Annotated in this window: 21 protein-coding genes and 1 pseudogene; 8 read left to right on the top strand and 14 right to left on the bottom strand. The window is 66.5% G+C overall.

Annotated elements, in window-relative coordinates; genetic code table 11:
• Nucleotides 1-542, top strand: a 542-nt coding sequence (locus tag A5708_RS00310; protein ID WP_065026712.1) for a rhodanese-like domain-containing protein, incomplete at its 5' end; no start/stop codon positions are given.
• On the opposite strand, the gene A5708_RS00305 is transcribed toward A5708_RS00310, so the two are convergent.
• Genes A5708_RS00305 through A5708_RS00250 form a run of 12 tightly spaced genes read right to left on the bottom strand, consistent with a single transcriptional unit; the run spans nucleotide 431 to nucleotide 12,751 of the window.
• Nucleotides 431-1,882, bottom strand: a complete 1,452-nt coding sequence (locus A5708_RS00305) for an MBL fold metallo-hydrolase (protein WP_065026711.1) — start codon at nucleotides 1,880-1,882, stop codon at nucleotides 431-433. The genes A5708_RS00310 and A5708_RS00305 overlap by 112 nt on opposite strands.
• Before the next feature lie 34 nt (nucleotides 1,883-1,916).
• The gene (locus A5708_RS00300) at nucleotides 1,917-2,414 is read right to left on the bottom strand and encodes a CAP domain-containing protein (RefSeq protein WP_065026710.1); all 498 of its coding nucleotides are present in this window, start codon (nucleotides 2,412-2,414) and stop codon (nucleotides 1,917-1,919) included.
• A gap of 14 nt (nucleotides 2,415-2,428) precedes the next feature.
• Nucleotides 2,429-3,052 (bottom strand): hypothetical protein, encoded by a 624-nt coding sequence (locus A5708_RS00295; RefSeq protein ID WP_155765825.1) that lies wholly within the window; start codon nucleotides 3,050-3,052, stop codon nucleotides 2,429-2,431.
• Nucleotides 3,049-3,705 carry an Mce protein gene (locus A5708_RS00290; protein WP_065026709.1) on the bottom strand — a complete coding sequence of 219 codons (657 nt, stop codon included), beginning with the start codon at nucleotides 3,703-3,705 and terminating at the stop codon, nucleotides 3,049-3,051. The genes A5708_RS00295 and A5708_RS00290 overlap by 4 nt, the downstream gene beginning before the upstream one ends.
• 17 nt (nucleotides 3,706-3,722) lie before the next feature.
• Nucleotides 3,723-5,195 carry an MCE family protein gene (locus A5708_RS00285; protein ID WP_065026708.1) on the bottom strand — a complete coding sequence of 491 codons (1,473 nt, stop codon included), beginning with the start codon at nucleotides 5,193-5,195 and terminating at the stop codon, nucleotides 3,723-3,725.
• The gene (locus A5708_RS00280) at nucleotides 5,196-6,317 is read right to left on the bottom strand and encodes a virulence factor Mce family protein (RefSeq protein WP_065026707.1); all 1,122 of its coding nucleotides are present in this window, start codon (nucleotides 6,315-6,317) and stop codon (nucleotides 5,196-5,198) included. It abuts the gene before it with no gap.
• A complete protein-coding gene (locus A5708_RS00275; RefSeq protein ID WP_065026706.1) occupies nucleotides 6,314-7,663 on the bottom strand; it encodes an MCE family protein in 1,350 nt (449 codons plus the stop codon). The genes A5708_RS00280 and A5708_RS00275 overlap by 4 nt, the downstream gene beginning before the upstream one ends.
• Nucleotides 7,660-8,844 carry an MCE family protein gene (locus A5708_RS00270; protein WP_155765824.1) on the bottom strand — a complete coding sequence of 395 codons (1,185 nt, stop codon included), beginning with the start codon at nucleotides 8,842-8,844 and terminating at the stop codon, nucleotides 7,660-7,662. The genes A5708_RS00275 and A5708_RS00270 overlap by 4 nt, the downstream gene beginning before the upstream one ends.
• Complete coding sequence (locus A5708_RS00265) at nucleotides 8,841-9,869, bottom strand: MCE family protein (RefSeq protein ID WP_065026705.1); 1,029 nt, start codon at nucleotides 9,867-9,869, stop codon at nucleotides 8,841-8,843. The genes A5708_RS00270 and A5708_RS00265 overlap by 4 nt, the downstream gene beginning before the upstream one ends.
• A complete protein-coding gene (locus A5708_RS00260) occupies nucleotides 9,866-11,134 on the bottom strand; it encodes an MCE family protein (RefSeq protein WP_065026704.1) in 1,269 nt (422 codons plus the stop codon). Before A5708_RS00260 ends, A5708_RS00265 begins: the two co-directional genes overlap by 4 nt.
• A 4-nt stretch (nucleotides 11,135-11,138) precedes the next feature.
• On the bottom strand, nucleotides 11,139-11,987 hold the full coding sequence (locus A5708_RS00255; protein ID WP_065026703.1) for an ABC transporter permease: 849 nt from the start codon (nucleotides 11,985-11,987) through the stop codon (nucleotides 11,139-11,141).
• Nucleotides 11,984-12,751 (bottom strand): MlaE family ABC transporter permease, encoded by a 768-nt coding sequence (locus A5708_RS00250; protein WP_065026702.1) that lies wholly within the window; start codon nucleotides 12,749-12,751, stop codon nucleotides 11,984-11,986. The genes A5708_RS00255 and A5708_RS00250 overlap by 4 nt, the downstream gene beginning before the upstream one ends.
• 618 nt (nucleotides 12,752-13,369) lie before the next feature.
• Here A5708_RS00250 and stf0 point away from each other — a divergent pair.
• The 3 genes from stf0 to A5708_RS00240 all read left to right on the top strand — a co-directional run bounded on the left by stf0 (nucleotide 13,370) and on the right by A5708_RS00240 (nucleotide 15,585).
• The gene (gene stf0, locus A5708_RS00245; RefSeq protein ID WP_065026701.1) at nucleotides 13,370-14,173 is read left to right on the top strand and encodes a trehalose 2-sulfotransferase; all 804 of its coding nucleotides are present in this window, start codon (nucleotides 13,370-13,372) and stop codon (nucleotides 14,171-14,173) included.
• A gap of 123 nt (nucleotides 14,174-14,296) precedes the next feature.
• Nucleotides 14,297-14,461, top strand: coding sequence for a hypothetical protein (locus tag A5708_RS26570; RefSeq protein ID WP_155765823.1), 165 nt, complete (start codon nucleotides 14,297-14,299; stop codon nucleotides 14,459-14,461).
• Nucleotides 14,455-15,585, top strand: coding sequence for a YeiH family protein (locus A5708_RS00240; protein ID WP_065026713.1), 1,131 nt, complete (start codon nucleotides 14,455-14,457; stop codon nucleotides 15,583-15,585). The genes A5708_RS26570 and A5708_RS00240 overlap by 7 nt, the downstream gene beginning before the upstream one ends.
• A 104-nt stretch (nucleotides 15,586-15,689) precedes the next feature.
• Here the strand turns inward: A5708_RS00240 and A5708_RS00235 are convergent, their stop codons facing one another.
• Together A5708_RS00235 and A5708_RS00230 are read right to left on the bottom strand one after the other, a co-directional pair.
• The gene (locus A5708_RS00235) at nucleotides 15,690-17,702 is read right to left on the bottom strand and encodes a family 2A encapsulin nanocompartment cargo protein cysteine desulfurase (RefSeq protein WP_065026700.1); all 2,013 of its coding nucleotides are present in this window, start codon (nucleotides 17,700-17,702) and stop codon (nucleotides 15,690-15,692) included.
• Complete coding sequence (locus tag A5708_RS00230; protein WP_065026699.1) at nucleotides 17,689-18,612, bottom strand: family 2A encapsulin nanocompartment shell protein; 924 nt, start codon at nucleotides 18,610-18,612, stop codon at nucleotides 17,689-17,691. The genes A5708_RS00235 and A5708_RS00230 overlap by 14 nt, the downstream gene beginning before the upstream one ends.
• 370 nt (nucleotides 18,613-18,982) lie before the next feature.
• Between A5708_RS00230 and A5708_RS00225 the strand changes: the two genes are divergently transcribed.
• From A5708_RS00225 to A5708_RS26565, 4 genes and pseudogenes are all read left to right on the top strand, one after another.
• Nucleotides 18,983-20,269 (top strand): TQXA domain-containing protein, encoded by a 1,287-nt coding sequence (locus A5708_RS00225; RefSeq protein ID WP_065026698.1) that lies wholly within the window; start codon nucleotides 18,983-18,985, stop codon nucleotides 20,267-20,269.
• A complete protein-coding gene (cysK, locus tag A5708_RS00220; RefSeq protein ID WP_065026697.1) occupies nucleotides 20,270-21,202 on the top strand; it encodes a cysteine synthase A in 933 nt (310 codons plus the stop codon).
• Nucleotides 21,203-21,204: 2 nt separating this feature from the next.
• Nucleotides 21,205-21,888 carry a serine O-acetyltransferase gene (gene cysE, locus A5708_RS00215; protein ID WP_065026696.1) on the top strand — a complete coding sequence of 228 codons (684 nt, stop codon included), beginning with the start codon at nucleotides 21,205-21,207 and terminating at the stop codon, nucleotides 21,886-21,888.
• 214 nt (nucleotides 21,889-22,102) lie between these two features.
• Nucleotides 22,103-22,233, top strand: a pseudogene (locus A5708_RS26565) (FMNH2-dependent monooxygenase); the annotation flags it as partial.

Genomic DNA, 22,233 nt, shown 5'->3' with positions numbered 1-22,233 from the left:
CCCCCGCCGAGTTCGAGACCGCACACATCGCGGACTCTCACAACGTGCCGCTCGACGTGCTCGAAAACCGCGCCCGCGACATCGTCCGGCGCCTCGGCAACGGGCGCGACATCGTGCTCGTGTGCCGCTCCGGACAACGCTCGAACAAGGCCCACGCTCTGCTGCGCGACGCGGGACTGACCGGCGGGCGCGTCCTCGAGAACGGAATCATCGACTGGGAGGGACAGGGTTTCGCCGTCGACCGCGGCACGCAGCGGTGGGAGCTCGAACGTCAGGTGCGCCTCGTCGCCGGATCCGTCGTGCTGTCCTCGGTGCTGGGCAGCGCCGCACTCCCCCGGCTCAAATGGGTGGCGGCCGCGATCGGGGCCGGGCTGACTTTCGCTGCCCTCACGAACACGTGCGCGATGGCTACGGCACTGTCCAAGCTGCCCTACAACCGCGGCGCCACATCGGATCCCGAGGCGGTCTTGTCCGCGCTCGACGCCGAGGGCTCGGCGCTGACGTCTTCGATCGGCAGTTCGGCCCCCGTCCAGGCGCCGTAGCCGCCCAGCACGTCCGACACGTCGCCGTAGCCGGACGCCCGCAGCACGCTGGCGGCCACCATCGAGCGGATACCGCTTGCGCAGTACACGACGACGGGTGCGCTCTGATCGATCTTCGACAACGAATCCTTCAGCGCCGGTAGCGGAATCACACTCGCACCGGGGATGGCCCCTTCCTCCACTTCGCCGGGCCCCCGCACGTCCACCACCTGCAGCCGGGGGTTCGCCTCGCGCATTCCGGCGAGTTGATGGACGCTCAACCGGGAAGCGGCCGACACGAGATCGCCCCGCCCGGTGACAACCTGGGCGAGCCCGCGCAACTGGCCGACCACCCGGTCGAAACCTACTCGGGCAAGCCGGATCTTGGATTCACGCGCGTGCACGGGATCACCGACCAGCACGATGTCGCGATCCGGGGACAGCACGTTGCCGGCCCATTCGGCGAAGCGGCCCTGCAGGCTGACGTTGACGGCACCGCGCAGGTGGCCGGACGCATAGTCGCTGGGCCCCCGAGTGTCCAGGAGGACCGCTCCCCGCTTCGCGTGGCGCAGCACGTCGTCGATGTCCAGCAGCGGCGGCGGGTCGTCATCGAGCAGTGGATGCGCCTCCGTGTTGCGTTTGGAGTCGAACTCAAAGTAGGGCGGCTGCACCGATTGGCCGTCGGTGACCGCGGCGATGAATGCGTGCACGTCGGGCTTGTTCAGCGCGTAGTTGCTCTTCTTCTGCTCGCCGATGGTCGAACTGGTTTCGCTCGAAAGTTGCTTGCCGCATGACGATCCGGCGCCGTGCGCGGGGAACACCCGCGTAGCGTCGGGCAATGCGAGCAGCTTGTCGTGCAAGGACCGATAGAGCGACTCGGCGAGCTGTTCGGCGGTGATGCCCGCGGACGAGCAGAGATCCGGCCGCCCGACGTCGCCGACGAACAGCGTGTCGCCGGTGAGCACGCCGTAGGGCAGCTCGTCGCCAGGATGCTCGTAGACCACGATGCATATCGACTCCGGGGTGTGCCCCGGAGTCGATAGCACCTCGAACGTCACCTCGCCCAAGGAGATTCGCTGTCCATCGTGTAGCGGGTCGATCGAGAACTCAACGTCGGCGTCCTGCCCGTAGGAGATCACCGCCCCGGTGGCTTCTGCCAACTCCAGGTGACCACTGAGGAAGTCGGCATGGATGTGCGTCTCAATGACCCGCTCGATGCGAAGCCCATGCTCGGCCGCTTGGTCGAGATAAATGCCGATGTCTCGGCGCGGGTCGACGACGACCGCGCGCCCGCTGCTCTCGTCCCCGATGAAGTAGGACGCCTGCGACAGGCAACTCAGATAGTGCTGCGTGAAGATCATCGAACGCCTCCCCGGAGTAACTTTCTTCTGCCGCTTACCGTTTGGGCTGTTCCGGTTGCCCGTACACCGCCACCACCACGGTGCGGTCCATGCTGTTGTCCGACCACACTCCGATGGCGGTGTTGGCGCAATCGCGGATGATCGCCATGTCGTCCGGGTTGTAATACCACTGGTTGACCAGTTCCAGGCTGCTGATGGCGATGGCCGGGTTGATGGCCACCGTCTCGGCGGCCCTGCCACGGAAGCCCGCGGCGTTGGCGCGATCTTGTGGCGTCGAGCCGTCGGAACCGGTGTCGTCGTTGATGTTCCGGTTGTTGATCATATCGTCGGCGTGCCACTCGGCGGCGAGTGTGAGCGCGTTGTTCCTGATGACGTCGTTCGTGCAGCCCGCCTGGTGCTGCAGGGTGTAGACGGCGGACACGACCGCGCTGTTGAGCCGTTTGTTGTCGGCCTGCACGGCGGGAGCCGCCACGATGGCGGTGCCCAAGAGAACGATGCCCGCGGCCAACCAGCGGGGTAGCGAAGCTTTCATGGCGGTTCCTCGGCTCACACGGGGTCGAAGCGCGACACCAGCCACCGGTCGTTGACCTTGTCCAGGGTCACCCGCACGACGGGCTGGGTGTCGGTGGGGGCGCCCGCACCGATGGTCACCGTCTGGTCGACATACACCAGCGCCACCGCGTGATTTGTGGTCGCCGAAACGGACGCCGCCGCATTGGCTTTGGCGACCGACGAGATGTGCTTCTCCTTGGCGCCGGGCACGACGACCTGGCGGGTCAGCTCGGCGTAGGCATCCTTGAACTCACCGGTGAGTCGTTCGCGCGCCGCGGCGAGGTCCTTGTCCACCGTGTCGGCGTGATAGGTCAACAAGATGACCGCGTCGTCGCGGGCGGCCTGCACCGATTCGGCCCGGGCCCGTGCGAGATCGTCCACCGCCCCCGCCGACCACTTGAGGTACCCCGCGCCGAGGGCCAACACCAGTGCCAGGGCGGGCAAGATCCCATAGGCGAACAGCCGCGACCACACGATGGGGCGCCGTGGCCGCTCGGCCTTCGGCTGCACCTCGGCGGAGGATTCGGTGGCACCGGATTCCTGTTGCGCGCCTTGGGTTGCCGAGCCCAGTTCCTCGTCGGTGGTATCGACGTTCACGTCTTCCTTCAGTGTCGTCATGGCACGAACACCACGTTGGAAACTTTGGCGTCATCGCCGACGGATCGGACCTCAATTCGCATGCGCCATTCCCGCGGCGCCTCTTCGCCCCCGGCGGTGCGCGACTTCACCGCGACCGCCACCAAAACCTGGGCGGAGTCGCCGTGTTGGGATTCCAGTCCGGCATCGGTGACCGTCCCTTCCGATTTCGACTGCGCCGCCTTGACAACCTCCATGAACGGCTTGGACCGCTGCTCGAAGTCGTCCCGGAACGCGCCCGTGGCCAGATCGAGGATCCGCTGCACGTCGGCGTCCACCTGGGTGTAGTTGATCGTGGTGAGGTTCACCGCGCCCTGGCGGGCCGTCGCGACGTACAGGCCCTGCCGGGCCTGGGCGTCGTGCTTTTGGTAGGCGCGGTACCCGAGCCAGCCGCTCAGGCCGGCCAGCGTCGCCACGATGAGGCCGCTGGCCACCAACGCCGATCCGGTGCGCGAAAGCCGTCGGCGCCCGGCAATCTCGCGCCACCGCGCGAGCCTGCCCGCGGGTGGGCTCCCACCGTCGTCGCCGTCTTCGATCTTTTCAGCGTCCTCGGTGTCGGCCGCGTCGAGGTCTTCGACGTCGAGTGTCGTTGACTCGTCGACGTTTTCCTCCGAGGTATCGGGTTTGTCCGCCATGGTGCTCCTTCAAACTGTCAGGGTTGCGGGACAAGTAGTGATTGCCAGCTCTTGGCGCGGGGGTGCGCCAGGTCCGACTCGGTGTAGCGGCGCCCGTCCGGTCCGATGTATTCGCCGGTGGCCGGGTCATAGGTGGCAACCGCTACGGGCGCGGGCGGTGGCGCGGTGCCCCGCGGCGGTGGCAGCCGCGGATCCTGGCCCGGTGGATACTGCGGGACGCCCTGACCGCTGGTGGTGGCATTGGGGTCGCCCTTCCAGTTGTAGCCCTCGTTGAGCGGCACGTAATCTTCGTCGCTTTCGCACAGTTCTACGGTGGGCGCGCGCTTCCACGGTTTGCTCTCACACGGAATGTTGCGCACGCCACGGACATTGAACTCGGAATCCTGCGGCACCCGGCAATACAGGTCGGCGGCGGGCCGGTCCGGAGCGTCGACGCTGGCCGGCGACCGCCGCTGCGCCGGCGGCAGGTATCCCGTCGTGCAGGGCGGCGGCAGGTTGAGGTTGAGGTTGAAGTCCAACTGGGCGCCCCGATACTCCTGCTTGGTATTCGAGCTCGGCACGATGATCGCCGCCATGGCCGCGATGCCCTGCGGCAACAGCACCAGGAGTTGTTCGATGTCGTGGCGGTAGACGACGGCGATATCGCCGAGGCTCACCAGGTTGGCGAACAGCACCGGCAACGCCGGCGACACCCGGTCCAGCATCGCGCGGCCTTCCTCGATGCCGGACGTACCCTGCGTCAACAGATCTCGCACAGCGGCGTCCTGCGCCTTGAACTGCGCCATGACGGCCGCGGTGCGGCCGGCCCAGGTGGCGATCGCTCCGGATGTCTGCACCTGCGAGTCGAGCACCGGCGGCGCTTGGTCGATGAGGGCGGCAAGCGGGTCGACGGTCCGGCCGCCCGCGATGGCCAGCGCGGTCGACCCGTCGACGATGCGGGACAGTTCCGGACCGTGGCCGCCGACCGCGCGATTGGTCTCGTCGATCACGGTGCGCAAGTTGTCCCGGGGAATCGCTTGCAGCGCACGGTTGGTCATGTCGAGCAGGTGCCCGATGTCGACGGGAACGTCGACATGTCCGGCCGTGATGACGTCGCCGTCGCGCAGCGTCCGGGAATGTTGGCCGTCCTCCTTGCCGGGCTGGGGCGTCAGCTCGATGTACTGCTCACCGATCGCCGAACGGCTGTGCACCGACGCCTGCACATCGGAGGGCACCTTGACTCCCGACCGGAGGGCCAGCACCGCGCGCACCCCGGTGGCGGTCACGCCGACCGACTTCACCTGCCCCACATCGGTACCACGGTAGGTGACCACCGAGGTCTCGTAGAGCCCGCCCGATTGCGGCAGGTCGACCGTGACCTTGTACTCGCCGATCCCGAACAAGGTGGCGGGCAGCTTCATGAAGTTGAATGCCATTGCGCCACAAGAAACGACGGTCACCAGCGTCAGGATTGACAACTGGATCCACGTCCGGCGATTCAACCGCAGCACTCAGTACCCCCCGAAGTGATAGGGATAGGTCAGCGGGTTGCCCCCGGTGACCGGACTCGGCTGCATGCCGATGGTGCGGCCCCACTGCAGTTCGAGTTGGGTGAGGTTGCCTTCCCAGCGCGAGCCGGTGAACAGCCCCTGGTCGATGCGGCTCAACGTCAGATCGACGACCAGGGTGAGGTTGGCGTAGTCGCCGCGGAACCAGTTCCGCACGGTGGATGCCGGCCACGGGTAGGTCGCCAGGCCGTCGAGTCCCTTGGTGAGCGAGGGTCCCGCGTCGGCGAGCGACCGCAGCACCGGTGCGATGTTGCGCAGGTTGTTCACCAGCGATTCCCGGCTCTGGTGGATGGTGTCGGCGGCGATCGCGCTGAATTTGCCGACCTGATCGATCGTGTCGGCGATCTTCGCGCGCTCCTTGGCCAGAACGTCCAGCGCCTTGGGTACGGACGTCAGCGCTTTGTCGACGACGGGATCGTTGGCGCCGACCTGCCCGGCCAACGCGTTGAGATTCTCGGCGGCGGTGATGATGTCGTCGGTCTGGTCGTTGGTTTTGGCGATGAACTCGTCGATCTGGCTCAGCAGGCTGCGCATGTCGTTCTCGCGGCCGGCGAATGCCTTGGCAACGGCCTGGGTGATCTCCTGCAGCTGCCCGATTCCGCCGCCGTTGAGCAGGATCGACACCGAGGCCAGCGTCTGCTCGGTGGTGGGATACAGGCTGGCGCGCGACAGCGGGATGACCGACCCCGCCTGGAGTTGGCCGACCGGCCGCTCGTCTTTGGGCGGCGCGAGTTCGATGTGCATCGAACCGAGCAGGCTGGTCTGCCCGAGCTTGGCGGTCGAATTGGCGGGCAGGTGCACATCGCCGTTGATCCGCATGGTGACCAGCGCGTGCCAATCCTGCAGCTCGATCTTGGTGACGTTGCCGACGTTGACGTCGTCCACCCGGACTCGGGTGTTCTCCTGAATCGTGACCACATCGGGCATCTGCGCCTGGATTGTGTACGAGCCGGGTCCCCCACCCGCGGTGCCGGGCAGGCTGAACGAATTCAGGCCGCGCCAGCCGCACGCCGACAACGATGCGACGCATACCACACCAAGGGCAGCGGCTACCGCGCGCCTCATGATGGCCCCGTGGGAAGCATCAGGTTCTGCAGCACCTCGATCGAGTTGGACGACGTGTTCGCCGGCGGTGGCTCGGCGGGTGGCGGCTGATCGGCAAGCGCGGGCTGCTCGGGGGGCGGCACCGGGGCGGCCTCGGGCGGCGCGGGTGCGTCCGGCGGTGGCGGGGGCGTGTACCCGGGCCGCAGCGAGTCCTCGCTGTAGGTGATCTCGCTGGGCCGCGCCTGCGTGCCGACGAAGGGGTTGATGCCCACCGGAATGTAGTTGTAGATACGGTTTTTGATGATCGGGTTGAGGTACTGCAGGCACAGTTTCGACACCCGGGCCAACCGCGCCCGCGACGCCGCCTCGATCGAACTGCAGATGAACTGCGGGATGTCGGCGAAGTTGTTCAGCGCCAGGATGCCGGTCATCGCGCTCTGCGCCGGCTGGTAGATGTTCAGGAAGTTCTGGAACACCGTCGGGGCGATGTGCAGGATCTGCTTGATGTCGCCGCGGCTGTCGTTGAGGGCGGTGGTGATGGAACCCAACCGGTCGAACGTGACGCCCGCCGCTTCGCGGTTCTCGACCAGGAAATCGCGCACATCCGTGAGCGCCCCGTCCAGGGACTTCAAGGCGTTGCCGACTTCGTTGGGGGTGTTCGACAGCAGCGTCGTCACGCTCGCCAGGTTCTGGTTGAACGACGCCAGCAGGTCGCTGCTGGAATACAGCGCCGACACCAGCAGCTGCAGGTTGCGCACGGTGCTGAAGATGTCGTCGGCGTGATCACCGAGCGCCGAGGTCGCCTCGGAGAGCTTGATGACGGTGTCACGTGCGGTGTCGCCCTGGCCACGCACGTTGTCCGCGGCCGAGTCGATGAACTCACCGACGGAGTTGACGCCGCCCGGGCTGGTGGGTTGCAGGGCGTCGGTCAGCTTCTCCAGCTGCTTGCGGAAGTCGTCCCATTCCACCGGAACCGCGGTGCGGCTCAGCGGAATCGAGGCGCCGGCGCCCAACTTGGGCCCGCCGGAATAGGCCGGGACGAGCTGGATGGCCCGCGAGGTCACCAGCGACGGCGACAGGATGGCGGCGCGGGCATCGGCCGGGATCGAATACTGCTTGTCGACCGAGAACGTCACCTTGGAACTGGCCGGCTGCGGTTCGATCTTGTCGACCACGCCGACGGCGACACCGAGGATGCGAATCTCGTCGCCGACGAACAGGCCGTTGGCCTCCGCGAAATACGCCGAGTACGTGTTCTTTTCGACGTCCTTCCACAGTTTGTCGCCGACCAGGAACGACGCCACGGCCAGGGTCAGGATCAGGCTGGCGGCGGTCGCTTTGCGCAGGGTGCCTCGAGTCACGTTCATGGCGAATCGAAATCGTGTGGCGAGGGCGGCGGAACGGTCCGGATGGGCGGCGTCGACGGGGGTGGCGACGGCGGCTGGGACCACAGCGGCACCGGCGCGTCCTGCGGCGGCACGGGCGGCGTGCCGGTGGGCGGGTCGACCGCTTCCGACGGCAGCTTCTGGTTGGGGTCCAGGAATCGGTCATACATGTCCGCGTCGAGCACCGGGCCGCCGATCTGGCCGGGAACCAGGTTGGCCACGTAGGCCTTGAAAAACGGTCCGGAGCCCAGGCATTCGCCGAAGGACATCGCATACCGCTTGAACTTGGGCAGCGTCTTCTGAATGTCTTCCTTGCGGTTGTCCAGGATCTCCAGCACGCCGTTGAGCTTGTCGAGGGCCGGTTTGAGCTGGGTTCGGTTGTCGTTCACGAGCCCGGAGATCTGATGCGAAACCGCGGTCAGGTTGTTCATCAAAGCGTCCAGTGAGTCTCGCTCATCGAGCAGCGCGGCCAACAGGGCGTTGGAGTTCGCCACCAGTCCGGCGATCTGCTGGCTGCGCTTGCCCAGCACTGCCGAGACTTTGTTGGCGTTGCCCAGCAGGCTGCGCAGCTGCGCGTCGCGGCCGTTGAGGGTGTCGGAGAACCGGGCCACACCCTCCAGGGCGGGCCGCAGGTTGGACGGTGTCGCTTTGAGGGTGTCGGCCAATGTCGTGAGGGCCGTTGACAGTTGGGCGGTGTCCAGGCCGCTGATGGTGGTCGTCAGGTCGCCCAGCGCATCGGGCAGTTCGTACGGCGAGGTGGTGCGTTCCAACGGGATGGTGCCCGACAGTTGCCCGTTGCCACGCGGAGTCAGCTCGAGCATTTTGGCGCCCAGGATCGTCTCGGTTTTGATCGCCGCCTCGGTGCGGTCGCCCAGCTCGACACCCTTGCGCACGGTGAAGCCGACACGGACCGTGGTGCCCTCCAGGCGGAGGTCGGAGACCCGGCCCACGCCCATGCCCGAAACCCGGACGGTATTACCGGGTTTGATGCCACCGGCCTCGGAGAAGTAGGCCGCGTAGTCGTCGGTGTTCTTGATGAACGGCAGCTTGTTGTACTGGAAGGCGACGATGGTCACGCAGGCCAGGATGACGGTTCCCATCACACCGAGCACGAAAGGGTTTCGCTGATCGGCCGATTTGACCTTGGGCAGTTTCGGCTTCATCGCGGCGTGCACCGCCCGCTGGGCTGGCCCAACAGCTTGACGAAGATCGGATTGCCCCCCTTACCGTTCAGCTTGAGCAATACCTCGCAGAAGTAGAAGCCGAAATAGTCGCCGTTGAGGCCCTGCCGGGCGAGCACCTGGTAGATGTCCGGCAGGTCCGTGAGCAGTTTGTCGACGTACTCTTTGTCGGAGAGCACCTGCCCGGACACCCGATCCGTCTCGTGCACAACGTCTTTGATGGGCTGGCGGGACTGGGCGAGCAGGTCGGTGATCGAGCCCGCGGCCGCGTTGATGTAGGCGAGCCCGGTGGAGATGTCGTTCCTGCGCTGCGCCAGCCCGTCCACCAGCTGGGCCAGCTTGTCCACGCCATCGGAGAATTCGTGGTCGCGGGTGGCGAAGGTGTGCAGCACGGTGTTGAGGTTGGTGATCAGCTGGCCGATCAGCTCGCTGCGCCCGGCCAGGGTCGAGGTCAGGATCGACGTTTGGGACAGCACCGAGGCCAGCGTCCCGCCCTGCCCCTGGAAGATCCGCAACAGTTGGCCCGACAGGGCGTTGACCTGATCGGGGTCCAACGCGCGGAACAGCGGGCGGAAGCCACCGATCAGGGCGTCGAGGTCGAGCGCGGGCGACGTCCGTGCCAACGGAATGGTCGCGCCCGGCGGCAGCCGGCGCGGCGGCCCGGGGCTCTCCTCGAGCGCGAGATAGCGGTCACCGATCAGGTTTTCGTAGCGCACGGCGGCCTTGGTGCCCTCAGTCAGGCGCACGCCCTTGTCCACTTCGAAGTCGACGGCGACCGTGCCGTCACGGTGCAGGCTCAGGTCGCCGACCTTGCCGACTTCCACCCCGGCGATGCGCACGAAGTTGCCGGACTTCAGCCCGGAGACGTTGGTGAAGATCGCGCGATAGCCGGTGCGGTCCTCGAAGCGCAACTGCCCGAACACGGCGACGAGCGCGAAGGTGAACAGCAGGCAGACCGCGGTGAAGATCCCGACCCGCAGGAGGATGCTGGAGAGTTTCCTTCTCATGGCGGCGGCTGTCCCCCGCGCCAGAAGTACCGGGGCCCTTCCGGCGGGTTCTTGGTGGTCGGGAACCAGTTGGCCCACCACGGATTACCCGCGGCCACGTTGGTGCGGATCTCGTTGGGGGCCGCCCCCCACCCGGTATCGGTGACCAGCGCGCGCACCGGGAAGTTCGCGCTGGGGTCGGGCAGCGAACCGCAGCTGGGCTTGCCGCCCGGTCCACCGGTGGCGTTGACCTTGGGCAGATGCTTCGGGAAGCGGTACGGATCGTCGCCGAAAAGCAGTGCCGCGTCCAGGATCACGGAGTAACCGTTGCCGCCCAACGCGTCTCGTCCGCCGTGATCGACATACCATTGCGCGCCCTGGAAAAGGCACGTGTAGGTCGGGGAGTATTTCTCCAGCAGCGCCATGGTCGGGTCGAGCAAGTTCATCGACCGCACGATGTTCGATTCGTTGCGGCCGATCACGTTGATGCCGGTCTGGCTGAAGCCGATCGCCGCCAGCAACAGCGAGTCCAGCGAACGCTGGTCGTCGGTGATGGTGGCGCTGGTCGTCGTCGCGGAATCCAGGATGGACAGGATGTTCTGTGCCGCATCGGAATAGATGGCGGTGGTCTTGCCGAACAGCCGCCAGTCCTTTCCGATGGTATCCATGCGCGGGTTGACGGTGAGGAGCACATTATTGGCGTCGGTGATCGCCTGTCCGATACGTTCACCCTTGCCGCGCACCGATTGCGCGAAGGCCGACAGGATCGAGTTCAGCTTTGCCGGGTCGAGCGCCTGGACCACCGCCTGCAGGTTCTCGAACACCGTGTTGACTTCCACGGTGACGTTACGCGAGTGCAGCAGCGCGCCAGGCTTCAGCGACGCGGCGCTGGGATGGTCGGGAACGATCAGGTCGACGAATTTGGAGCCGAACGCGGTGGTCGACTTGATCTCGGCCTCGAGGTTGCTCGGCAGATACTTGAAGGCGTCCGGTTGTATCTTCAGTTGCAGCCGAGCCGTTTTCACGTCGGTGCCGATGGACGCGACCTGGCCGACCTGGACACCGCGCAGCTTGACCTTGGCGCCGTCTTCCATCACCAGCCCCGCGCGGTCCGACACCACCGTGAGCGGGACGAAGTCCTGGAACTTTCCCGAGAACGAGGCCGCCGTCATCGCGATCAGACCCCCGATGAGGATGAACAGCGTGGGCGCCCACCAGATCGGGTCAATCTTGCTGCTGCGGGTCCTGTTTCGCTGGAATGGCCCGCCGGCCGTGTGATCACTCATCCGGTCACCCCGACAGATTGAAGTTGCCGGACTGGCCGTAGACGGACAGCGAGATCATCAGGCACACGAACGCCGTGACGATCATCGACGACCGCACCGACCGGCCAACCGCTTCCCCGACGCCCGCCGGGCCACCCGTCGCGGTGAAGCCGTAGTAGGTGTGCACCACCATCACCCCGGCCGCCATGGTCAGCGCCGCCAGGAACGACCAGAACAGGTCGGTGGGTCGCAAAAAGGTTGCGAAGTAATGCTCGTAGACGCCGCGTGACTGGCCGTACACGTAGATCGTCAGGAACTTCGCCGCCACGAACGACATCAGCACGGCGACGGCGTACAGCGGGATGACGACCAGGATGCCGGCGATGATCCGGGTGGAAGCCAGATATGTGACCGCCCGGATGCCCATGACTTCCAGCGCGTCGATCTCCTCGTTGATGCGCATCGCGCCCAGTTGCGCCGTCGCGCCCGCGCCGATCGTGGCGGCCAGGGCCAGACCGGCCGTGCAGGGCGCGATCATCCGGACGTTCAAGAACGCCGAGAGAAACCCGGTCAGCGCTTCGACGCCGATGTTGGACAGTGTGTCGTATCCCTGCACCGCGACGAGCGCGCCGGTGGTCAGCGTGAGAAAGCCGATGATGCCGACCGTGCCGCCGATGACGGCCAATGCGCCTGTGCCCATGCCCATCTCGGCGATCAGCCGCAGTAGTTCGTTCGGGTAGCGCCGTATCGCATCGACGGTGGCGGTCAGGGATTGCCCGTAGAACGCGGTCTGCTCGCCCAGCTTGCGGGTGGAATCCGTCAGCCGGGGGCCAAGGGTGACGAACCAGGACGGTTCGCGCGCGGCGTCGGTCATTTGGCGGTCACCTTCACACCCAGCGCGGTGGTCAGGATGTTGATGAAGAACAGGGCCATGAACGAGAACACCACGGTCTCGTTCACCGCGTTGCCGACGCCGGTCGGGCCACCGCCCACCGACAGGCCCTTGTAGCACGCGATCAGGCCGGCGGACAGCCCGAACAGGGTCGCCTTGATCAGCGAGATCACCACCTGCGGCAGCCCGGTCACCAGGGTCATTCCCGCGATGAACGCACCGGGCGTGACGTGCTGGACGAAGACCACGAAGATGTAGCTGCCGGTCAACCCGGTCACCGCAACCACCGAGTACAGCAGGACCGCGACGAACGTCGCCGCGATGATGCGCGGAACCACCAGCGCCTGAATCGGATTGACGCCGATCACCTTCATCGCATCGATTTCCTCGCGGATGGTGCGCGCGCCCAGGTCCGCGCACATGGCCGTCGACCCGGCGCCCGAGACGACCATCGCGGTGACGACGGGTCCGACCTGGGTGACCGAGGCCAGTCCGGCACCGGCACCGGAAAGGTCGCCGGCACCGATTTCGACGAGCAGGATGTTGAGGACGAACACGATCAGCACCGTGTACGGAATCGACAGCATGATGGTCGGAAAGATGGAAACCCGGGCGACGAACCAAATCTGCTCGAGGACCTCACGCCACGCCCAGGGCCCGCGTACCGCGGCAACCAACGCCTCTGCGCTGAGCAGAAAGAATTGGCCCAGCGCGTTCATGGGCTTCGCGAGGGTCGTCGCGTTCACGCCGCTTGCCCAACCCAATGGCGGTCCTTGACTCAACCCGACCCCCAATTCGTAACGGCGTTTATATGTTCGTAATTCGCTGACCCGGAAGCGAACAACACTGTTTACCTGCGCCGCGTCTGTTCGAGCGCATAGATGAGGGAATGTACGGGCAAAGGGATGCCCGGCATCAGGTTTGTAATCAAGAAGAAGAAATGTGGGCAACGGCCGATGGGCTCCGGCCGACATTCCTATCGCCCACGGGGATCGGCAGGCCCTCAGCCTGCGTGAATGCTCGGCCTCGGCCTGACGTGGGGGCCGCGCGGCGGCTTCCGGCAGAAGGACCGATGGTCGGCCGGTGGCGCACGCAACCGGCGGGATCGAGCGACGGGTAATCCCGAATGGCCGCCCGAAACAGATTGCGACGCAGCGTTTCTCAACACAGCACGGCACGCGCCGCTGACGCGGCTGTCCGTCCGCTCCGAAACCAGATGAGCACCCACGGCCACCGTCCCGTTCGGCTGTCGTCGCCGAACGCCACGGTCCGGGTAAGTCGGCTTCGAGGCAAGGGTTTCCTTCAGCCTGACCGTAATCGCGCTCCTCCGGATAAGAATTGCTGGTTCTGGATACACTCTGCCGGTGACAAAGAGCCCGTCGTCATACCTGGTGTTGGCGTCGCAGCGCAGCGGCAGCACGCTGCTGGTCGAATCGCTGCGCGCCACCGGCGTGGCCGGCGAGCCACAGGAGTTCTTCCAATACCTCCCGTCCACCAGCCAGTCCCCGCAACCGCGGGAGTGGTTCGCGGGCATCGAGGACGAGTCGATCCTGAGCCTGCTCGACCCGCTGGACGTCGGGACGCCGGACCTGGCGCCGCCCGAAATCTGGCGCGCCTACATCCGCACGGTCGGACGGACACCCAACGGGGTGTGGGGCGGCAAGCTGATGTGGAACCAGACGCCGCTGCTGCTGGACCGGGCCAAGAACCTGCCGGATCGCAGCGGCGACGGCCTACTGGCGGCGATCACCGACGTGGTGGGCGAGCAGCCGCTGCTGATTCACGTGTACCGGCCCGATGTGATCTCGCAGGCGGTGTCGTTCTGGCGCGCGGTGCAGACGCGCGTCTGGCGGGGCAGGCCCGATCCGGTGCGGGACGCCCGCGCCACCTATCACGCAGGAGCGATCGCCCACGTTGTCACCATGCTGCGCGCGCAGGAAGAGGGCTGGCGCAACTGGTTCGCCGAAGAAGGCATCGAGCCGGTGGACATCTCGTATCCGGTGTTGTGGCGCAACCTGACTCAGGTGGTGGGTTCCATCCTGGAGGCGTTGGGGCTGGACCCGCAGCTGGCTCCCGAGCCCGTGCTGGAGCGCCAGGCCGACCAACGCTCCGACGAGTGGGTTGACCGCTACCGCGTCGACGCCGAGAAGCACGGCCTACCAACCTGATCGACCGGCAGAGCTAAATTCAGCCCGAGTCAATCACTTGGATGTGACGCGCACGGACGCCACCATTCGGAGTCGACGGTGCGGCTGGGAGACGCCGCCATGGGCGCTTGAGGAGCGGTCATCGTGGGTGAAGGCGTGCCATCTGACGGAAGGGACCCCGACGCGTCGCAGCGGCCGGATTGGTCGGCCCGGCTCGGTTCGGTGTCGGTGGACTGGTGGGCGACCGCGGTGGCGGGTGTGATCGTCGCATTGGCCGTGGCCAACGTGCTCCCGAAGATCCCCTGGTGACCGGCGTGAGCACGGTCCAGGTGGAGCCCGACGAAACGTCGGATGAAGCAACCTTCACCAGCACACGTCCGCTCGACTATGTGCCCGGCATCTTGCTGCTGATCGGCGTCGGGGTGTTAGGCAAGTACGCCCAGATCTGGTGGAACGCGCTGGCCAAGCACCAGCACTGGACCGTGCCCGACATCGAATATGTGTTGTGGGCGATCGTGATCGGGTTGCTCATCACCAACACCATCGGCCTGCACCCGATATTTCGTCCCGGCGTGCTGACCTACGAATTCTGGCTCAAAATCGGGATCGTGGCGCTTGGTTCGCGATTCGTGCTGGGCGATATCGCCAAGCTCGGCGGGATCAGCCTGGTGCAGATCCTCGTCGACATGACCATTGCCGGAACGATCATCATCGTCGTGGCCCGAGCGTTCGGGTTGTCGGGCAAGCTCGGCTCGCTGCTGGCGATAGGCACGTCCATCTGCGGGGTATCGGCCATCGTGGCGGCCAAGGGCGCGATCCGGGCCCGTAACTCCGATGTCAGCTACGCGATCGCGGCGATCCTGGCGCTGGGCGCGGTGTCACTGTTCGTGCTGCCGCCTCTGGGCCATGCGATCGGTCTCAGCGACCACGAATTCGGTTTGTGGGCCGGGCTTTCGGTGGACAACACGGCCGAGACCACCGCCACCGGATACCTGTACTCCGACCATGCCGGCAAGATCGCGGTGCTGGTGAAGTCGACCCGCAACGCGCTGATCGGGTTCGTCGTGCTGGGCTTCGCGCTGTTTTGGGCGGGTCGGGGGCAAGCCGACGAGATCGCGCGGGGCGCCAGGGCCAAGGCCGCGTTCGTCTGGAACAAGTTCCCCAAATTCGTGCTCGGCTTCCTGGCGGTCTCGGCGATCGCCACCGCCGGCTGGCTGACGAAGGGACAAACCGCCAACCTCGCCAACGCCTCGAAATGGGCGTTCCTGCTGACCTTTGCCGGTGTGGGGCTCAACACCGATATCCGTGCGATCGCGCGCACCGGGTGGCGGCCGCTGGTGGTCGCGGTCATCGGGCTCACCGTCGTCGCCACGGTCTCACTCGGCATCGTGCTGCTGACGTCACGCGTGTTCGGTTGGGGCGCAACAGCCTAAGGGTTCAGAGGGTTCAGCGCCCCAATCGCATTGCGCTATGCGCCCGGCTGGGCGGGCGCTCGAACCCCAACGCCCGGCTGGGCGGGCGCTCGGCATGCCGACCGTCAGCCGACGTTGGTACCGCCCTCGGCGATCCGGCGCACCGCCTTCAGGAACACGTCGATCTCTTCGAACGTGTTATAGAACGCGAACGACGGGCGAACCGTGGCCTCCAGGCCCAGCCGCCGCAGCGCGGGCTGCGCGCAGTGATGGCCCGCCCGCACCGCGATGCCCTCGGCGTTGAGCGCCTTGCCCACCTCGAGCGGCTCGTGGCCGGCCAGCACGAACGACAGCACGCTGGCCTTCTCCTGGGCGGTACCCACCAGACGCACACCCGGAATGTCGGCCAGCCGCGGCGTGGCGTACTCGAGCAAGGCGTGCTCGTAGGCGGCGATCCGCTCGACGCCCAACCGTTGCACGTAACGCAGCGCCTCGGTCAGCCCGACCGCGTCGGCGATGTTGCCGGTGCCGGCCTCGAACTTGGTCGGCGGCCCCTGGTACAGCGACCGGTCCAGCGTGACGTCGGCGATCATATGACCGCCGCCCTGCCACGGGGGCGTCTCGGTCAGCGCCTCCTCGGTGCCGTAGAGGGCACCGATTCCGGTGGGGCCATAAATCTTGTGTCCAGAGAACACGAAAAAGTCCGCACCGAGCTCGGCGACATCGATCGGGATGTGCTGAATCGACTGGGCGCCATCGATCAGCACTCGCGCGCCGTAGCGGTGGCCCAGCTCGACGATCTTGTCCACCGGTACAACCGTGCCCAATGCGTTGGACACCTGGCTTGCGGCCACTAGCTTGGTCCGCGGGCCCAGTAGCTCCTCGAACTCGTTCAGCAGCAGGTTGCCCGCATCATCGATCGGGGCCACCTTCAGGATCGCACCGGTCTTCTGCGAAATCAGCTGCCAGGGAACGATATTGGCGTGGTGCTCGAGGTGCGTGATCACGATCTCGTCGCCGGGCTGCAAGTGCTTGCCGCCCCATGCATGCGCCACCAGGTTGATCGCCTCGGTGGTGCCGCGCACGAACACGATGTTCTCGGAGCTCGGCGCGCCGATGAAATCGGCTACCGTGTCGCGGGCCTCCTCGTAGGCGTCGGTGGCCCGGGCCGCCAATTCGTGCGCGGCGCGGTGGATATTCGAGTTCTCGTGGGCGTAGAAGTGCGACAGCCGATCGATCACAACGTGCGGCTTTTGCGTGGTCGCCGCGTTGTCGAACCAGATGAGCGGTTTGCCGTTGACGATCTCTTTCAGGATCGGGAAGTCCGCCCGGATCGCGTTGACGTCGAATATTTCGTGCTCGTCCGAAAGCTGCGGCACGGGAGCGGCTTTGGTCAGGAAGTGGTAGTCCTTCTCGTCACCGGCCGGTGTGTTCGGTGCCGGCGCGGGCGCGTCAGACCAGCCCAGGTCGGTGACGGCCGGCGCATCGGGCAGCCACGACGGTGCCGAACCGCGCGAGCCGGCGGGCACGGCCGGTGTCGTCCCGGCCAACACACCGGGCACCGTGGGCACGATTCCGCCGGGCACCGCGAACGCAATCGGCTCGCCGCCGAACCACGGCGCGGCGGTCATGGATGGCACCGAACCGCGCGGGGCCACCGGCACGGTCTGCGGCGGGGCCTCGGGTTCGCCCGATGTCGGTGCCGGTTGATAGATGTCGGAGAAATTCAGCTGCGGAATCGGCGACGCGAACACGTCGGCGGCGGCCGTTCCCGCCTGCCCGGCCGACGTCGCCGCCGTGGCATCCGGCGCACTGCCGCGCGGGGCCACCGGCACGGTCTGCGGCGGGGCTTCCGGCGCACCGGACGTGGGAGCCGGAACGTAGACGTCGTGGCCACCGACCAGCGGGACCGGTCCGGGGTAGACGTCGGCCGTGCCGGCCGCAGCCTGCCCGGCCGACGTCGCCGCCGTGGCATCGGGCACGTTGCCGCGCGGGGCGACCGGCGCCGATTGCGGTGGACTGTCCAGGCCCGGCCGGATGCTGGCCGCATACAGCTGACTGGCCAGCGCCGCGAGTTCCGCAGCGCTGATAGGCAGGTCGCTTTCCGCGTCTACCGCTCGGTACTCACTTGTACTCATGGAACTGGTCCACGGCGACGTCGTCGAGCACGGCGAGCGCGTCATCGGTCAGGACAGCCAGCGACGTGTACAGGGTGACCAGGTACGTCGCGATGGCCGACTGGTTGATGCCGGTGAACCGCACCGACAGCCCCGGCGCCTGCTCCCCGACCAGGCCCGGCTGGAACAGGCCGACCACACCCTGACGCTCCTCGCCGGTACGCACGAGGATGAACTTGGTCTTGCCGTCCTCCACGGGCACCTTGTCCGACGGGATCAACGGGATCCCGCGCCAGGTAATGAACTGCGCGCCGAACAAGCTCACCACCGGCGGGGGCACGCCCCGGTAGGTGGCTTCCCGGCCGAACGCGGCGATACCCAGCGGATGGGTGAGGAAGAAACTGGGCGTCTTCCACACCTTGGTGATCAGGGCGTCGAGGTCGTCGGGCGCGGGCGCACCGGCGAGCGTCTGGATGGTCTGCTCGGGCGTGGCCTGCGCCAGCAACCCGTACTCGGGGCTGTTGATCAGCTCGAATTCCTGACGTTCCTTGATCGTCTCGATCGTCAGCCGCAGCTGCTGGGCGATCTGGTCGTGCGGGCTCGAGTACAGGTCGGACACCCGGGTATGGATGTCGACCAGGGTCGAGATGCTTCGCAGCGTGTACTCGCGCGGGCTGGTCTCGTAGTCGACATAGGTCTCCGGCAGCGGTTCGTCCGTGCCGGCGCCCGCTTCGGCCTTGATCGCGACCTGCTCGGGGTTGACCACCCGGTTCACCCGGTAGATGCCGGCTTCCACCGGAACCCAGCCGAGGAGGTGCAGCAGCCAGCGCGGCGTAATCGTAGAGAGCTGGGGAACCGTCTTGGTCGCGTTGGCAAGTTGCCTGGCAGCGAGATCGCCAAGTGTCTGAGACTCGTTTTGAGCCGACGTCATCGTGATCCTTTCATGCGAATACTGCGGCCGGGGTCGTGCGGATCTATCGTCCCCCACCAGAAGCGGGTCCGCGCGCCGAGCCTAGGCAACTGTAGAACGTGCCAAGAAGGTTTAGAGCCGACCTGAGCGAAACGAGCCGTAATGCGTCGATGCCCTATAGTGGGCACATGCAACACCCCGTACGGCTGCGCTTTGTCCCGTCGCGCTGCGTCGACTGCTGTTGCTGTTGTTGTTGTTGTTGATTTCCGCAAGCCCTCTGACGCTGTAGAAATCCCCGCGCCAGCCCATTTCAGGGCGGTATCGCCGGGTCATCGCCCGGCGGCGTGCAGACGCGGGCCCATGGCAAGCCTTTCAGGAAGATCAACAACCCATGACGATTCTGTCCGAGCCCAACCGTGCCCTGGCACCGGTGGCGACCCGCAGGCGTTCGGTGGTCCGACCGGCCACCGCGCTCAACCGCATGACCCGATACCGGGGTGGAACGTACTCCCACACCGTCGATCGCGTCGTGTTCACCGATGGCAGCTGGGCGCGCACCGACCTGATCAGGCTCAACCCCAACGTGCGCGCCTACTCGCTGGATTTCACCGGCATCGCACCGCAGCACCCGTCGCGCTACCGCGTCGACACCTGGTCCGCGCTGCCGCACCTGCGCACGTCCGGCCACGAGGCCAAGGTCGACTGGATCCTGCGGCACTCCTTTCCGATGCGCTCCACGGCCGAGTTGAGCCGGCAGGTGCGCGAGGCCGGTTATCCGCTGGGAGCGGCCAACATCAACGAACACGAGGCGATCGCGGCCACGCAGGCCGCGATCTGGTTCTTCACCAATGGCCTGGCACTGGACACCCGGCCGCTCAACGTGCCCGTTGCGGTTGACCGGTCCGCCGGGCCGGTGATCACGTTCGAGTTCGACGGTGCACCTCAGCTCGGCGGCTATTCGGTCTGGACCGCCTCGGACGTCGCCGTCACCGTGCGGTTGCAGAAATCGGCCAATCGCGTTGACTGGCAAGAGGTTTCCGGATCGGAGTTGGACGTGAGCCCCGGCGAGGGCCGTTATCAGCGCACGCTGGGCGAGGGCAGCACACTGTCTTCGAGCAGCCACGGCCGCGGCGGGCGCGGGTACCGCTACTACCGGTTGGTCGCACACTCCGAGACGGGTACACCCAGGATCGAGCACGTCAGCTTCCGGCTCACCGGTGCCCGCCACTACCGCAACGCCGACAAGGTCGTGCATCTGTACAACTACCTGCTGGCGCGGGCGCGAAACGCCGCTCACGGAACCGAGGAAGCCCTACTGGTCGATCACCACGCGGCCGCGGACTCGGGGCTTGTCGGGCCGTTTCAGGTGCGAATCCCGCTGATACTCAGCACCAACGACGGCCACGAACTCGTCGACGCGGACGGCTTCGCCCTCGCCGGCGCGATCGAACCCGGCACGGATTTCTACCTGCGCCGGGCGCCCGGAAGTTCGGGAATAACGCTCACCGCGAAAACGGTTGGCGATCTGCATGGACACGTGCTCACCGGGGTGGCGCTGGATGAAGCGTCGCAACGCTTTACCCCGGTAGCGCTAGCCATCCCGACCGAGATGAACATAGAGTTCGATATTAGCTGGCAGGCAGAGGCCTGGTCCTACGTCGTTGGAGACAATAGGTAGATGAGCATCGCGGAGAACGTCACGGAATTGATCGGTAACACCCCGCTGGTCCGGCTGAACCGGGTCACCGAAGGTGCGGTCGCCGACGTCGTCGCCAAGCTGGAATTCTTCAACCCGGGCAACAGCGTCAAGGACCGCATCGGGGTCGCCATGATCGACGCGGCCGAGCAGGCGGGCCTGATCAAACCGGACACCATCATCCTCGAGCCGACGAGCGGGAACACCGGGATCGCCCTGGCGCTGGTGGCCGCGGCCCGCGGCTACCGCTGCGTGCTCACCATGCCGGAGACCATGAGCATCGAGCGACGAATGTTGTTGCGCGCCTTGGGCGCCGAGATCGTTCTGACGCCGGGTTCCGAGGGCATGCCGGGTGCCATCGCCAAGGCTGAGGAACTAGCCAAGAGCGACCAACGGTACTTCGTGCCACAGCAATTCGAGAACAAGGCCAACCCCGCGATCCACCGCGCCACCACCGCGGAGGAAGTGTGGCGCGACACCGATGGCAAGGTCGACATCTTCGTCGCCGGCGTGGGCACCGGCGGCACCATCACCGGCGTCGCTCAGGTGATCAAGGAACGCAAGCCGTCGGCGCAATTCATCGCCGTGGAGCCGGCCGCATCCCCGGTGTTGTCCGGCGGACAGAAGGGCCCGCATCCCATCCAGGGCCTCGGCGCCGGATTCGTCCCGCCGGTGCTCGCGATGGATCTGGTCGACGAGGTGATCGCCGTCGGCAACGAGGAATCCATCGCGCTGGCCCGGCGGCTGGCCGCCGAAGAGGGACTGTTGGTCGGTATTTCCTCGGGCGCGGCGGTGGTCGCCGCCCTGCAGGTGGCCCGCCGGCCCGAGAACGCCGGAAAGCTCGTCGTCGTGGTGCTGCCCGACTTCGGCGAGCGGTACCTCAGCACGCCGTTGTTCGCCGATCTGGCCGATTAGCCATGCTCGAAGCCATCCGACGTGACATACGAGCGGCCCGGGAGCGCGATCCGGCCGTCCCGACCACGCTGCAGGTGATCTTCGCCTACCCGGGCGTGCATGCCATCTGGGGTCACCGCATCAACCACTGGCTGTGGCAGCGCGGCGCGAGGCTGATCGCGCGCATCACCGCCGAAATCACCCGGATCCTGACCGGCGTCGAGATCCATCCCGGTGCCGTCCTGGGTCCAGGTCTCTTCATCGACCACGCGACCGGGGTGGTGATCGGCGAGACCGCCGAGGTGGGCGAGGACGTGACGCTCTACCACGGCGTCACCCTCGGCGGCAGCGGCAGGGACACCGGAAAACGCCATCCCACCATCGGTGATCGGGTGACGATCGGGGCCGGGGCGAAGGTCTTGGGCGCGATCAAGATCGGCGACGACAGCCGCATCGGCGCCAATGCCGTGGTGGTCAAAGAGGTTCCGTCGAGCTCGGTGGTCGTCGGGGTGCCCGGGCAGGTCATCAGCCGCAGCCGTCCCGGCAGTCCGGACGACTCGATGATGCCCGACCTGGTCGGCGTCAGCCTGCAGTCGCTGCTGACCCGCGTGACCAGACTCGAAGCCCGGGCGGACGGCGCCCAGAGCAATCACGTCATCAGGCCGCCGGAGGCCGGTGTCTGGCACGGCGAGGACTTCTCCATCTGATCTGTGAAAGATCGTGAAGCCCAGCTGAACACGCCCTGACCGCCGGTATTCGCCACGCTGCATCGAATCCCCATCGGCGCGTTGCGCGGGGTTGAGCTCGGCGAACTATTACTCACGCTGAACATAACCCGGTGATGGAATGCATCACCGTCCGCAGCGTTGCACAGTGGGTTATGACCACGACGCGCGACGGCGACACCCTCGGGGTCCGATCATGACCGAGCTGCATCTGGCGGTCGGCCTGGACGGCTACGGCTGGCATCCCCAGGCGTGGCGATACGCGTTCGCGCACAACGCGACCGGCGGCGGGCAACTCAGCGGTCGCTATTGGGCCGCGCTGGCGGG

Origin of the sequence: Mycobacterium colombiense (assembly GCF_001672755.1) — a bacterium.
Lineage (GTDB): Bacteria > Actinomycetota > Actinomycetes > Mycobacteriales > Mycobacteriaceae > Mycobacterium > Mycobacterium colombiense_C.
This window is presented reverse-complemented; position numbering and strand designations above follow the sequence as displayed.

Bases quoted from the DNA above. Each gene is read 5' to 3' on its own strand.
- A5708_RS00305 (WP_065026711.1), bottom strand. From the start codon at position 1,882: ATGATCTTCACGCAGCACTATCTGAGTTGCCTGTCGCAGGCGTCCTAC.
- A5708_RS00300 (WP_065026710.1), bottom strand. From the start codon at position 2,414: ATGAAAGCTTCGCTACCCCGCTGGTTGGCCGCGGGCATCGTTCTCTTG.
- A5708_RS00295 (WP_155765825.1), bottom strand. From the start codon at position 3,052: ATGACGACACTGAAGGAAGACGTGAACGTCGATACCACCGACGAGGAA.
- A5708_RS00290 (WP_065026709.1), bottom strand. From the start codon at position 3,705: ATGGCGGACAAACCCGATACCTCGGAGGAAAACGTCGACGAGTCAACG.
- A5708_RS00280 (WP_065026707.1), bottom strand. From the start codon at position 6,317: ATGAGGCGCGCGGTAGCCGCTGCCCTTGGTGTGGTATGCGTCGCATCG.
- A5708_RS00275 (WP_065026706.1), bottom strand. From the start codon at position 7,663: ATGAACGTGACTCGAGGCACCCTGCGCAAAGCGACCGCCGCCAGCCTG.
- A5708_RS00270 (WP_155765824.1), bottom strand. From the start codon at position 8,844: ATGAAGCCGAAACTGCCCAAGGTCAAATCGGCCGATCAGCGAAACCCT.
- A5708_RS00265 (WP_065026705.1), bottom strand. From the start codon at position 9,869: ATGAGAAGGAAACTCTCCAGCATCCTCCTGCGGGTCGGGATCTTCACC.
- A5708_RS00260 (WP_065026704.1), bottom strand. From the start codon at position 11,134: ATGAGTGATCACACGGCCGGCGGGCCATTCCAGCGAAACAGGACCCGC.
- A5708_RS00255 (WP_065026703.1), bottom strand. From the start codon at position 11,987: ATGACCGACGCCGCGCGCGAACCGTCCTGGTTCGTCACCCTTGGCCCC.
- A5708_RS00235 (WP_065026700.1), bottom strand. From the start codon at position 17,702: ATGAGTACAAGTGAGTACCGAGCGGTAGACGCGGAAAGCGACCTGCCT.
- A5708_RS00230 (WP_065026699.1), bottom strand. From the start codon at position 18,612: ATGACGTCGGCTCAAAACGAGTCTCAGACACTTGGCGATCTCGCTGCC.
- A5708_RS00225 (WP_065026698.1), top strand. From the start codon at position 18,983: ATGACGATTCTGTCCGAGCCCAACCGTGCCCTGGCACCGGTGGCGACC.
- cysK (WP_065026697.1), top strand. From the start codon at position 20,270: ATGAGCATCGCGGAGAACGTCACGGAATTGATCGGTAACACCCCGCTG.
- cysE (WP_065026696.1), top strand. From the start codon at position 21,205: ATGCTCGAAGCCATCCGACGTGACATACGAGCGGCCCGGGAGCGCGAT.